At 40.1% G+C, this 13,049-nt stretch carries 10 protein-coding genes, 1 tRNA gene and 1 pseudogene; 3 read left to right on the top strand and 9 right to left on the bottom strand.

Annotation, left to right across the window (positions count from 1 at the left end):
- Positions 1 to 105: 105 nt before the first annotated feature.
- The 7 genes and pseudogenes from LMH66_RS02525 to rmuC all read right to left on the bottom strand — a co-directional run.
- A pseudogene (locus tag LMH66_RS02525) lies at positions 106 to 368 on the bottom strand (IS4 family transposase); the annotation flags it as partial.
- Between the two features lie 293 nt (positions 369 to 661).
- The gene (locus LMH66_RS02520) at positions 662 to 1,132 is read right to left on the bottom strand and encodes a DUF2059 domain-containing protein (protein WP_229368376.1); all 471 of its coding nucleotides are present in this window, start codon (positions 1,130 to 1,132) and stop codon (positions 662 to 664) included.
- A 73-nt stretch (positions 1,133 to 1,205) separates the two neighbouring features.
- Positions 1,206 to 3,314: a transglutaminaseTgpA domain-containing protein gene (locus LMH66_RS02515; RefSeq protein ID WP_229368367.1), complete on the bottom strand. Its 2,109-nt coding sequence runs from the start codon at positions 3,312 to 3,314 to the stop codon at positions 1,206 to 1,208.
- The gene (locus LMH66_RS02510; RefSeq protein WP_229368364.1) at positions 3,304 to 4,380 is read right to left on the bottom strand and encodes a DUF58 domain-containing protein; all 1,077 of its coding nucleotides are present in this window, start codon (positions 4,378 to 4,380) and stop codon (positions 3,304 to 3,306) included. Before LMH66_RS02510 ends, LMH66_RS02515 begins: the two co-directional genes overlap by 11 nt.
- Positions 4,381 to 4,385: 5 nt before the next feature.
- Positions 4,386 to 5,297, bottom strand: a complete 912-nt coding sequence (locus LMH66_RS02505) for an AAA family ATPase (protein WP_102528334.1) — start codon at positions 5,295 to 5,297, stop codon at positions 4,386 to 4,388.
- Positions 5,298 to 5,451: 154 nt separating this feature from the next.
- On the bottom strand, positions 5,452 to 7,401 hold the full coding sequence (locus LMH66_RS02500; protein WP_229368361.1) for a transglycosylase SLT domain-containing protein: 1,950 nt from the start codon (positions 7,399 to 7,401) through the stop codon (positions 5,452 to 5,454).
- A gap of 198 nt (positions 7,402 to 7,599) precedes the next feature.
- Entirely contained in the window at positions 7,600 to 9,081 is a 1,482-nt protein-coding gene (rmuC, locus tag LMH66_RS02495) for a DNA recombination protein RmuC (protein WP_229368359.1), read from the bottom strand.
- Between the two features lie 200 nt (positions 9,082 to 9,281).
- On the opposite strand from rmuC, the gene msrP reads away from it, so the two are divergent.
- The 3 genes from msrP (at position 9,282) to LMH66_RS02480 (ending at position 12,338) form a co-directional block, all read left to right on the top strand.
- Complete coding sequence (gene msrP, locus LMH66_RS02490) at positions 9,282 to 10,316, top strand: protein-methionine-sulfoxide reductase catalytic subunit MsrP (RefSeq protein WP_229368357.1); 1,035 nt, start codon at positions 9,282 to 9,284, stop codon at positions 10,314 to 10,316.
- The gene (msrQ, locus tag LMH66_RS02485) at positions 10,313 to 10,921 is read left to right on the top strand and encodes a protein-methionine-sulfoxide reductase heme-binding subunit MsrQ (protein WP_229368344.1); all 609 of its coding nucleotides are present in this window, start codon (positions 10,313 to 10,315) and stop codon (positions 10,919 to 10,921) included. Before msrP ends, msrQ begins: the two co-directional genes overlap by 4 nt.
- A gap of 571 nt (positions 10,922 to 11,492) precedes the next feature.
- On the top strand, positions 11,493 to 12,338 hold the full coding sequence (locus LMH66_RS02480; RefSeq protein WP_229368342.1) for a magnesium transporter: 846 nt from the start codon (positions 11,493 to 11,495) through the stop codon (positions 12,336 to 12,338).
- A 78-nt stretch (positions 12,339 to 12,416) separates the two neighbouring features.
- Here the strand turns inward: LMH66_RS02480 and LMH66_RS02475 are convergent, their stop codons facing one another.
- On the bottom strand, positions 12,417 to 12,764 hold the full coding sequence (locus LMH66_RS02475; protein ID WP_229368339.1) for a hypothetical protein: 348 nt from the start codon (positions 12,762 to 12,764) through the stop codon (positions 12,417 to 12,419).
- Positions 12,765 to 12,959: 195 nt separating this feature from the next.
- A tRNA-Pro gene (locus LMH66_RS02470) sits at positions 12,960 to 13,036 on the bottom strand.
- Positions 13,037 to 13,049: the final 13 nt, after the last annotated feature.

Raw genomic sequence — 13,049 nt, 5'->3', positions numbered from 1 at the left:
GTGCAATCTAAATGTTGTGATATGTCATTATTAAAGTGATTGCAATTAATTTTTTTATTATTTTTCAGCTTCGGTTGTTGGTTTTTATTTAATATTCTGTTTGGTTCAATAAGATTGTGAACATTTCAAATTCCTTTTTTTGTAAGCTCTTAAGTCAATAAATTGGTTTAAGAGCACGTTTCGGTGTTTTATTGAGTTAGCTTGATATTACCTTTGTCTATTTGCTGCTTTGACAGCTAAAGGAAACAGGAATAAAATATATTTTGATAGGCAAGCGGTGAGTAGGAGTACTCTTAATCTGTCTGACTTCTTCGAGTCTTTGCTCTGTCATTCATTTTTAGACCTGTTTTCACACACCTAAAGCCTTCTTATATCTAAACATAAAATAACTCTTTCACATTAATGTCAACGCAAATTTTTATATCCGATACATCGACTGTGGCAAGCAATGGGTTAAATTAATACACTGCGCTTATTTGTAATTGTCAATATGAATAAAGGTTATGCAGTTAATTTGTTCATGTTATGACTTCGGGGGGCCAAGAGGGAGTTGTTATTCGCTCCCTTTCGTTTGCTGTTCATAAAGTTAGGACGGAGCACCACGACTTTATCCTTTTAATTAGAAATAGCCTCTAATGATACTTTGGCGGCTAAACCATCATTAATGCGCTATTCTTTGTTTTTCTAGAAATGGCTGAACTCGTTCCATCAGTTGAGTTTGTTTAGATTGTGCTTCTTGCATGCCAATTTGTGCGCCCGATTGCATCAACTGAGGGGATTTCTCTAAGAATTTTTGACCAACAGGAGTTTGGTAAAACTCAGTGACTGCTTTAAGTTCATCGTCTGTGAAAGACTCTGAATACAGTGCTTTAATTTCATTGATTATTTTGGCGCGATCAATATCTTCATTAAACCAGGTGCGGAAGATTTGTTTAAGTTCTGCTTTACCTGCTTCATTTAATTGAAATTGGGCAGACATTTGGTCAATGACAGGGAGCATTGCCTCGAAACCGCCATTCATCTGAGTGTCCATATTCATGACTTTGAACATTTTGTCTATTGCCGCTTCTTCGGCCATTACAGGTGCGCTAAACGTCATAAATAATAGCGGTAATATTAGTACTTTTTTCATTTCATAACCTTATGGATTAATTGTATATATGATCTAATGGCAAGCGTTTGCATCATGAATTCCCAAATTAAACTCACAAGCCCATTTTTACCTTTCTAAAGTAGCGTTTAAACAAGATTTGATGTTGTTCTATCTGCTTATCACTCAACTGCTGATATTGCAGTGCAATAAAGTGCTCTGTCATCTTGTTAAAATCTTCTGCTAATTGTGGTTGTTGCTCACTCACTGTTTGATGCATAAAAGTAGCAAAGGCTTGGGGGGGCATGGTGTTCCGTGAGTAACCTTTTTTGGCTAACTTAGTGCAAATCAGGTTATAAGGTTTAATGATCGGGTCTTGTTTAGGGCGAACATTAAATACGCCAGCAAAATAGGCAATGATTAAAGCAATAATGCTAAAGCTAATAATCATTAAAACAATAATTTTACTGCTGTTTACTTCGCCTAACAGCTCACTTAATACCTGTTGCTGGCGCTCTTCATCAAAGCTTAAAACCCAAACACTCCAATAAAAATCTAAGCTGGCCAATTGCAAGCGGATGTTGTTAAGCCAAGGGATTTCTTTAAAGCGTAAACTGGTAAATGGGCTGTCTTGTAAATAGCTATCTTGGCCAGCAAACATGGCATCAAAGCCATCTAAAATTCGATTTGGGGCAATCATCGCAGTTGGGTCAAAACGGACCCAGCCTTGTCCTTCTAACCAGACTTCAGTCCAAGCATGTGCCATATATTGGTAAATACTGTAATAACCGGCTTTAGGGTTGTATTCGCCGCCTTGATAACCTGCCACCATACGTGCTGGTATGCCACTTGAGCGCGCCATAAACACTAATGCTGAAGCATAGTGAGAGCAAAAACCAGCTTTGTTATCAAATAGAAAATCATCCACTTGGTTAGCACCGATGGGCGGTGGACTTAAGGTATAGAAATAAGGTTGCTCTGCAAAATAGCCCATCATCGCGTTGATACGATCACGTGGGAGAGGGTAATCTTTGGCAAATTGTTGGGCTAATGCTTGTGTCTTAGGGTTCGTTTCTTTTGGTAAAGTCAAATTTATCCGCTTGGCTATCGGTGGTAATGACAATTCAAGTGAACTATTAGGGTAAGACGTGACGCGGTAGCTAAAGCGTTGGTCGATATTACGTAATGAAAACAGTCGAAAGTCATTAAGTTCAGCCACTTGTTCTGTGTTGGTAAAGGATTGATCTAATCCAAACAGCCATTTTTGATAAGTTGGCTCAGTGATAACTTGGTAATTATATGGATTCGACTGCTCAATGGTATGCGGCAATTTACGTTTAGGTAAAGGCCCATATGAAATCCGCTGTTCATTCTTTCTGAAATTTGATTGCTTCCAGGTTGTTCCGTCGTAATTTTCCATCACGAGCGCGCGCCAATATAGTTGCTCATTGGGAACTAATTGTAATTTATCGGTGTTATTAGTTTCGTTATCAAAGCCGACGCGAAATGCGAGACTAGGTGAGCGAGTTAGCTTGCTGATATCGCCCAGTGAGACTTCATCCGAAAGGCCCGTTGTTGCGTTTTTCATGCTTGGTGCAAGCCACAAAGGTGGCAGCCTTGGAAATACCACAAACAGTAATAGCGCCAGCGGCAAACTTTGCAAAAAAAGTTTGAATCCAAAACTTAAGTTTATTTTGCGGCTACTATGTTGATACACGCTGATTAGTACACAGGTATTAACAAGACAAACAAACAACAATTGAATGGTGTCTAAAATGCTTTGTCGTTCAAGCAAGGCAAACGCTATAAGAAAATAACCCACTAGCACGACGACTTTTACATCGCGTATTTGACGCATTTCTATGTATTTAAGTGCATACCCAAGTAAAAGTAAGTTAACTAGCGCATTAAGCATACCGATTTCTTTAGCCACCAATGCCAAGGTGGCTGCGGCGCCAACAGCAAGACTGGTAACCAGTAATTTGGGCGGTGCGGCGACTTTGCCGAAATAAATACCGACACGCCAAACAAAACAAATACCGCAAATGCCAATGCTCCATAAGGTGGCATCTTGATAAAGGGGAAATAGCACTAATGCATTAGTCATCAACAACCAAAATAGGGTATTTCGGCCTATGTTTTCGTTAAAGTTATCTTGCTCGATAAATTGCTTTTTATCATTTTTCGCCTGAGCTGTTTGAGAAAATGAGTCATTACTTTTCATCATTGACTCCTGTTTCTACCGTTGCATCAGTGATTTTTTTGCCATATAAGGCGATTAATTGCTGGCATTGTTTACGGTGTATTTCACCACTATTTTGTTCAATCACTTGTTGCTTAAGGGCTAAACCAAATACTTGTTGCCCTTGAGATAGCACATTAACTTGCCATGCCAATTTGCTGAGTTTTTGTTCAAGGCTATTACCATCGGTATCGTCCAGGCTTAACCACACAGGTTTTCCTTCTGGCTGAGCAAATTCTTTGGTGAGCATTCCTCGACCTTGAGCCCATTGTTTCCAAGCGACTTGTTTTAACGATTCACCTTCTATATAAGTTTTTAAGCCTTTGTAATCATCGACACCAGATTGTAATTTCCCATGCTCAAACTCGCTGCTGTTATCGTCATCGAGACCGGTTAACGAGACCTGGCTAGTTTTTGGCTCGGCATAAATAATATGGTGAACATCTAAATCAACATAAGACCAAGTACGAAACAGACCCAATGGAAAATTAGATGACACCTTAATGCGCCCGGGGTTGAAACGACCTCGTTCTTGAGGTGTGAATGTGATACTTGATTGACTAGACTCACCAATATCAGTCAGGCGCACATGTCGCTGCTCTGCAAAGTTAAGGCAGATTTGTTGATGGCTGGTATGTTTGTTATCTGGTTTTGCTTTACTGGTTAAGGTCACAGGAAAAGCAATGCTTTGGTTAGCTTGGGTTTCTGGTGGCGTTTGCGAGGTTAAAGTTAACCCTGCGAGATTTTTATAACTGTAAATAATGCAGGTATGCAGCAGGCTCGCCAGTAATAAGCTTAAACCGATAACTAAGTTATTTTGATAGTTAGTGCCAAAAAGGTACAGCACGCCAATAAGCATAAACCACGCTATGCCAAAGCCACTGGGTAAAATAAATATACTCTTATGAGTCAGGGTAACCTGTTTATTGGGAGGGATCCGCTTATTCAGCCAGCGGCCCCAACGTTGCTTAATTCTTTGGGGGATAAAGCGTGTATACCATTTGGGCTTAGGCTGATAATGGGCTTCAGTATTTACTGATTTTTTCATGCTAGTTAACTAATTGGGTTAACACTGGCAAGAATATGATCTGACAAGGCTTGGCCTTGTAACTGATTATTAGTGCGAATACGGTGTTCAGCCACGCAGTGAAATACCGCTTGGATATCTTCAGGCACTACATAATTGCGGTGATGAATAAATGCCCATGCTTTAGCTGCGTCCAATAAGGCAATACTCGCTCGAGGTGACAGGCCATTGCCATCGGCTTGCTGGCGAGAGAACTGGGCTAAATGAATAAGGTATTTAAGCACAGCATCAGAAGCACTGACCTTTTGTACCTGATTTTGTAAGCTGATGAGTTCATTGGGTGTAAAACATTGTGCTAAAGGCTCAGCAGTATTTCGTGAAGTGAGTCCTTTGAGCATTTCCAGTTCTGCTTGCTCATTTGGGTAACCAATCGAAATACGCATCATGAAGCGGTCTAATTGTGACTCAGGTAAGGGGAAAGTACCTGATTGCTCGATAGGGTTTTGTGTTGCGATAACAAAGAAAGGTTTTGGTAATGGGTGAGTGGTGCTGTCTAAGGTGATTTGGCGCTCAGCCATGGCTTCAAGCAATGCACTTTGGGTTTTAGGGCTTGCACGATTGATCTCATCAGCTAGCAACATCTGATTGAAAATGGGACCAGGATGGAAAGTAAATTCTTGCTGCTCCTGTTGGTAAATTGATACCCCAAGAATATCGGCAGGTAACATATCACTGGTGAACTGGATGCGTTGATAGCTCATGCCTAAAGAGGTGGCAAGCGCTTGGGATAAACTGGTTTTACCCATGCCGGGTAAATCTTCAATTAATAAATGACCTTTTGCCAAAATACAGGCAACCGCCAGTTTAATTTGTTCAGGTTTACCCAGTAATACACTTTCTAATTGCGATAATAATTGTTTTAGTTTTGACGCTGGCACTCAGGACTCCGTTAGTTAACAAATGGTTTGGCCATATTTGTTAACAAATACATCGAAACTATAACGTTACCTTGTCATTAATTAGAAGGAAAGCACTTAACGGCATTAAGCTGTAAATGTTTATTAAATCTTGCGTTAATTTTGTACAAAACATTTAATACATAAAATTAAGCTCTTTAGTGCTAAACATACTGCTTTCAGGGCTATGGGATTGTTGGTATATCAAACGGTAACTGAGTACCGCCTGGACGTATTCTCGGGTTTCTTTATAAGGAATCGTTTCGATAAAGCTCATTACGTCTAACTTACCGTCTGATTCTTTAAGCCAACGCTTCACGCGATGTGGCCCAGCATTATAGGCAGCAGAGGCTAATACGCGGTTATTATCGAATTGTTTAAGTAGTTCAGCATAATAGGCACTGCCCAGTTGTACGTTGTATTCAACCTGATATAAATCAGTTTTACGTTTAAATGTAAGTTTGTTTTTTCGCGCGGTTTCTTTAGCGGTTGCTGGCATTAGTTGCATTAAACCACGGGCGCCGACACCTGATGTAGCATAGGGGTAAAATGCGCTTTCACGCCGTGCGATAGCGCGCACTTCGTCAATGTTGACCTTATATTTTTTACTGGCCTTTTCAAATTCAGCTTGGGCAGCAGGTGGAAAACGTAGCTGTAAACTGTTCCATTGCTTTGCTTGAATACTGGCTTCAACACTATAGTCAAACCAGCCTTGCTCAAGGGCATACAGTCCATACTCTGCACGCATTGGATTGCTCTGCCTGCGAAGCATGTGCACCCACTCATTGCGAGCATCACGGGTTTTATCCATGGCAATCAGTTCAATAATTCTCGCCATGGCTGGATCATCATTTAATCTCGCGGCAAGAACAGGGTTTGACTGTAAGTTGTCATCGTTCATTGCCAAGGGCGCTTTGATGGTTTGTGCGGTGTGAAAACCGTAAAAGTTACGCGCTTGACTTAACTGTTTGGCAATCTGTGCTGATGTTTGTTTATCGGCATAATTTTTAGCGTTTTCTTCAAGATAGCGTGCTTGCCAATATTGCCAGCGGGAATCATCAATCACGTCGTCACTTAGTAATGCAAGATAATGTTTGATGGTGGCAGTGTCTTGTTCGCTAATGGCCCAACGCAGACGAATTTGAAACAAGTCATCTGAGTCTAATATAGGTAAGCTCGCGTCGATATGTTCAAGTAAATCAGCTTCTTTGTAAATTAAAGCACGGCGGACAATATAACGATTAAGTTGTTGTCCTTTAATGGCATTAAAGCGATTCGCTTTGTCATACTTTTTGTAAAGTTTGACTGCTTGTTTTAAATCTTTGCGTGCCAGTTTGCGCAGCCCTACAGTGACAATGTCGCCAACCATGGGAGATTTAGACGAGAACTTACGAGTATGGCGCAAGCTATTCGGGTCGCGATAAACCGAAATAAGCAGATCTGCTTCAGCTTTATTCTTAGTAATCTTTCTAGCCAGATATTGAGTTAAACCGTATTGGCTTTCATTAAAGCTTAATAGCATTCTTGACCATATTAATGCTTGAGTTCGCTTACCTGCTTTAGTCCATTCGCTAAATAAAACATCACACTCTTTTGGACGAGAACGGCCATACTGCCATAACCTTTCTGCGCCGTCGTAGGCAATTTTTTCATTACCTTGGGACAATTGGGCGCGAAAGTAATAACACTGCAAAGCAGTATCGTTAGGGACAGTCGGTGAGATAGCAAGAAAGTTGTCCCACTGTTTTCGATTACCTGCATTTTTCAGATACCGATAGCGCAGAGTATTGTATAGCGGGGTTTGATTGAATGCTTCTATGGCTTGATGGGCTTGCTTGCCATTAAGGTTTGATATACTGGCACTTTTTTCATGATAATCAAGGTATACATTAAGTGGGTAATCACCAAGCTGCTGGCGTAATTTTTGGTAAGTTTTCATTTGTTTTTTATCCAGTGCTATACGTGCATCCAGATAAAGCTGCTGTTGAGCGCTATAAATGATTTCTTTAGCGCTAACGCAATGACTAAAGCCCTGCAAAAATAGCAGAGCAACTGTGACAATTGAAAAATACACCATGTTACGCATAATAATGAGATCTCCGTCTCAGTACGACTTCGTTGCGAAAACTCAACTTTAGTATTTATAGTATTGGTATTATTCGCCAGTTGGAGTAATACGGCTTAGGTATTTCTACCCTGTGTTTCAGGTAAGCTCAACAAAAATAATAGTGCAAATGCTCACTTATGCGCTGCTAAATCGGCTTTAATCGTTTTAATTTACGCTTTAGTGCTCTTTTGAATCATCTAATGCTTTATTAATGAGTTGTGGATCTAAATTTTTACTGGTTTCGACCCCTAGGTTTTGCATGATATGTGCTTGCCTTATTAGGTTGCCTTTACCTTGTGACAATTTACTCATTGCTTGCTGATATGTTTTGTCTGCGGTTTCTAACGCGCGGCCTAATTTGTCCATGTCTTCAACATAACCGCATAACTTGTCGTAAATCTTAGCTGCTTGAGCGGCAATGCTTTGAGCATTTTGATTTTGATATTCATAACGCCAAATATTGTTAATGGTGCGCAGAGCAACTAATAAGTTTGTTGGACTGACAAGCATAATATTATGATCAAGGGCAAAGCTTACCAAAGCAGGGTCTGACTCAAGTGCTAATAAAAATGCAGGTTCGATTGGAATAAACATCAACACATAATCAAGGCTCTTAAGACCGTGTAGTTTGTGATAATCCTTTTGGCTTAAGCCCTTAATGTGCTGGCGAATCGATAAGGCCAGTTCTTTAATCGCTTGCTGTTGAACGATTTCATCATCACTATTAAAGAATCGCTCGTAGGCTACCAGTGACATTTTTGCGTCAATGACCACATCTTTTTGCTCTGGAAGGTGAACAATGACATCAGGTTTAAAGCGTTTGCCTTGCTCATCTTTTAAATCTTGCTGGGTGTCATATTCATGACCTTCACGCAAACCACTTTCTTGTAGTACACGTTCAAGGATAACTTCACCCCAATTACCTTGCTGCTTATTGTCACCTTTAAGCGCTTTGGTGAGGTTAATCGCATCTTGGCTCATTTTAAGGTTGAGATCTTTAAGGTGATCAAGTTGGTGCTTTAAAGCACTTCGCTCAGTTTGCTCTTGAGTATATGATTCGCGGATTTGTTGTCTGAACCCTTCAAGTTGTTGTTTAAGCGGCCCTAGAACGCCATCAATTTGAGTGACATTTTGCTGTTTAAAGTTTTCGCTTCTTTCTTCAAAAATACGATTAGCAAGGTTTTCAAATTGTAGCTTTAATCTTTCTTCTGCATTTTCTAGTAAAGATATTTTGTCATTCAATGCGGCTTTTTCGGTATTCGCTTGGGTTTGAATACTTTGTTGCATCGCATTTGATTTGGAAAGCGCCAGTTGAGTCTCCATGAACTTACGCTGGCCGTCAGCTAAGGTTTGTTCTAATTGAGGAATACGCTCGGCTTGAGCTTCTAATTTTGATAATTGGGCAATGAGTAATTCTGATCTTTCTCTTGTTTGAGCCAGTGCTTGTTCTTTGTCTTCAATCTGTTGCGCTAATAGCTGCTGTTTTATCTCAAAATCGGATTGTTGCTGAGTCATCTCAGCCGCAATTTTGTCTCGATGTTGTTCCCAACGTTGACGAGTTAACCGTTGATTAAGTAATGCGCCTATGAGTAAACCTAAAAAGGCCGCTGCGGATAATGCGATGATTTCAGCGATAGATAAAGAAGTAGGAAGCGTCATGATGTCGACCAGATAAAAATGATGCTTAAGATTCTCATGCCGCTAGTATGGGCGCAAGGGAGTTAAAGTGGATTTAATACTTAAGCGCTTAATTAATAAACTCAAAAGCTAAACTTTTTGAAATTTATATTCGTATTAAACTGTCTTATAGTTAATCGCAGTGAATAATCTCGTTTTTCGGGAATAGTAAGGAGTAGTTTATGGTGTCTAAAAAAGGTTTTACTAAGGGCGTTGGCAATACGCCTTCTTGGTCTCTTAAGGAAAATGAAGTGACACCTGAAAGTGTATTTAGTGATAGACGTAACATCATTAAAGCACTTGGGCTTGGCGCTTTAGGGGCAAGTTTACCAGGGCAAGTTCAAGCAGGATTATTTGATTTGTTTGGCGGCGAAGAAAAGCCTCCTTTTGCTGTACAGGGACTTGATTACAGTAAGCCTAATCAATTCCAAATAGTTGATCGTTTAACCCCTGAAGATAAAATCACTCGCCATAATAACTTTTATGAGTTCGGTACCAGCAAACAAGATCCGTTTGACAATGCGCAGCAGTTTGAAGTTAATCCATGGGAGCTCAGGATTGAGGGGTTAGTGGATAAGCCGTTAACGCTCGATTTGAATGACTTAACCACCAAATTTGATCTTGAAGAACGGATTTATCGTTTACGCTGCGTAGAGGCATGGTCGATGGTTGTTCCTTGGGTAGGGTTTTCATTAGCTGAATTACTTAAGATGGCAGGAGTGTCGAATAAAGCGACTCATGTTGCATTTGAAACTCTATTCGACCCAGATCAGATGCCAGGTCAAAGGAATCGTTTAATGGGCGGGGGGATTCATTACCCTTATGTTGAAGGATTAACGATTGCTGAGGCGATGAATGAATTACCATTCTTAGCCGTTGGACTCTACGGCAAAACCTTACCGCCACAAAATGGAGCGCCAGTACGTTTAGTTCTACCGTGGAAGTATGGTTTCAAAAGCATTAAATCAGTGGTTAAAATTCGCGTAACAGATAAACAGCCACCAACCAGTTGGAACCAATTGGCACCACATGAGTATGGCTTTTATGCCAATGTAAACCCGCAAGTCGATCATCCAAGGTGGTCACAAGCCTCTGAGCGAAGTATTGGTGAGGGTGGATTATTTTCAGCGAAACGAATTCCGACACAAATGTTTAATGGCTATGGTGAACAAGTAGCCGATCTGTATAAAGGTTTAGATTTAAGGAAGTTCTATTGAAGCGCTTAACTCAAAGAGGATTATTTTGGCTTAAAGTATGCCTGCATATTAGTTTTTTAAGCCCAATAATTTATCTAGTTTTGATGGTGTTAACTGATAATGCTGGTGGTGATCCAGTGCAGTATATTATTCATTATACTGGCATGGGCGCGCTGAATGCTTTAGTGGTAACCTTACTAATTTCACCGCTTGCTAAGCGATTTAAGCAAGGCTTGCTACTACAAACTAGAAGGTTAGTGGGCTTATATGTGTTTGCTTATGCTTGTTTACATATTGCCGCCTTTATTAGTTTAGATTTGCTTTTTGCTTGGGGATTTTTGTTTGAAGAGATTGTTAAACGTCCGTATATTTTAGTCGGCGCTGCCAGTTTGATTATTGCTACGCTGTTAGCTTTAACGTCTTTTCAAGCGGTAAAGCGTAAACTGGGAAAACGCTGGCAGTCTTTGCATAATTGGATTTATGTTATGGCAATACTCGCGCCGATCCATTTTTACTGGTCAGTTAAATCTGAAATTATCGAACCCAGTATTTATTTTGGCATCTTCGCTTTGTTACTTTGGTACAGACGAAAATCTATCAAACAGTGGCTATTTGGTAGAGCATAGTTTTTTCCTAAACGTTTTACATAAGCTCTTTACATAAGCTCTTTACATAAGCTCATTGAATTAGTCCTTAACTAGACTTTTACAATAGATTTTAATTAAAGCCAGAGACAGTTTGGTTTAGTGCTCCCGCTGAAACCTTGATTGATTTTTTGTTATCAATAAAGGGAGGCTAAACCGCTTCTGTTTACTGACTTTGATTTTGTGTCATACCTTTGTTATTTTTGGCTTTTTCACATCTTGGTTTCTTGTTACTTTCCGTATCTCTTTGATATATTACGTGGCGCTGGAATAGCCAGTCATAATTGGAGACGAGAATGAAAACGACCGACTATCCTCCTAGTAGAAAGGGAGAAAAATAACACCTGTCGGCCTGTCAATTTTGTTCAGCCCTTCAGTGGCTTAGAACACATTCAATATGCTGTTATCTTTTTATTTTTTCTCCCAAATCTCTACTCGACACCACAAATACATTTGTATTTAAAATGATTAGCATCTTTTAAAGGTGGCTAATGGATAATACCTGCCGTTTATCAATTGGTTGGTTAAGCTATACATGATAGAGAGATATACCATGAAGCTAATGAATAAAGCCTTAGCTTATGATTCAGTGTCATTAACGAATGAAGAGTCTACCCCAAATACCAAAATATTTACTCAATACACTCAAGATGAACAAATAGCGTTGTTGACCTCAATGCCTATTGAAGACGCAGTTAATATTCTTGGTGGGTGCTCTGTTGTGCATGTGCAAAAGTTGATTGCTGAATTAGATATTGTTGGTGAAGATGTTAGAGCAAGGCATTTTGCTCATCAGTTAGGGATCATTCTCTCAGAGGTTGAACCCCACAAAGGCTATTTAAACACAGGGGTTTTCGCCCACGTTCAGCAGCGAATAGGCTGGATTATAGGTTTAGCGTTGTTAGGGATTGTATCAGGGTTAATTATTACCAGTTATGAAGATACCCTGAGCCAATTAATGCTGTTAGCGATTTATATGCCTGTTATTGCAGCTGCTGGTGGTAACACTGGGGCTCAAGCGGCAACCTTAGTGATTAGAGCACTCGCCACTGGAGAGCTTAAAAAGCGTCAGTGGTTGTCGGTACTTTGGAAAGAAAGCAGAGTGGCGTTAATTATTGGTTTGGTGATTGCGCTTGTTATTGTCGCAAGGGTGATGTTTTTCAGTGATGGTATGTCAACGGGAGGCTTTGAGTTAGAGCTTATTGCCAGTGCAGTTGCTGTGGCACTGTTTATTCAAATCAGCATATCAACAACACTTGGTGGTGTGTTACCGATTATTGCTAGAGCATGTAAATTAGATCCCGCAGTACTTGTTAGCCCATTACTGGCGTCGATTGTCGATATTTCTGGTATGTGGATTTACTTCAGTATTGTGAATGCGTTCTTAGGCATTAGCTAACAAAATTATTTGGCAAAATACCACTAACCAGACACAAAAAAGCCGAGTTGAACTCGGCTTTTTTGTGTCTAATTCTGGCTATCTAAATAAACAATTTTTATGTTTTGGAGGGTTAACTAAGCCATTTATACAGTAACTTGAGAATAAGCTGAAGCCAATAACACTGCCCATAATTACGGCGAGCAAGTACCAGTCTTGCTGCATGGAAATTCTAAGGTCAATATATTGGAAAGTAACAACGCCCCAGACGCCAAATGTGCCAGCGAGGAGACCTAATTGAAGGATTCGATTTATGAGGTTATTTTTGAGTAATGCCAGCAACGGCAGCATGGTGCACAACACTGCTAGATTTATTTGACCGTAACGCATGAAATGCGCTGCCAGTAATATATAAGCTAAAGTGATAAAAACAAGGCGCCACCACATGGTAGTTTCCTTCTACAAATTTAAGTGAAATTAGGCTAAGAGGCGGCAATATAGCGGCAAAGGAGAATATATTCTCATGCGTAAATCACAAAACGACGTTTTGAAGTGTGCTTTAGGTGACAAAGGTCTAATAGTCTAGGTTTAATCGAATTAACTGAGAATAAAAACAAGGGAAATTACAGAGGTGAAAAAAAGTGGTCGGGATAACAGGATTTGAACCTGTGATCTCTTGTCCCCCAGACAAGCGCCTTACCGGACTAGGCCATATCCCGAGCATTCTGTTTC

The organism is Shewanella sp. 10N.7 (assembly GCF_020806285.1).
Lineage (GTDB): Bacteria > Pseudomonadota > Gammaproteobacteria > Enterobacterales > Shewanellaceae > Shewanella > Shewanella electrodiphila.
The sequence above is the reverse complement of the archived record's forward strand: the minus strand, read 5'-3'. Positions and strand labels throughout refer to the sequence as shown.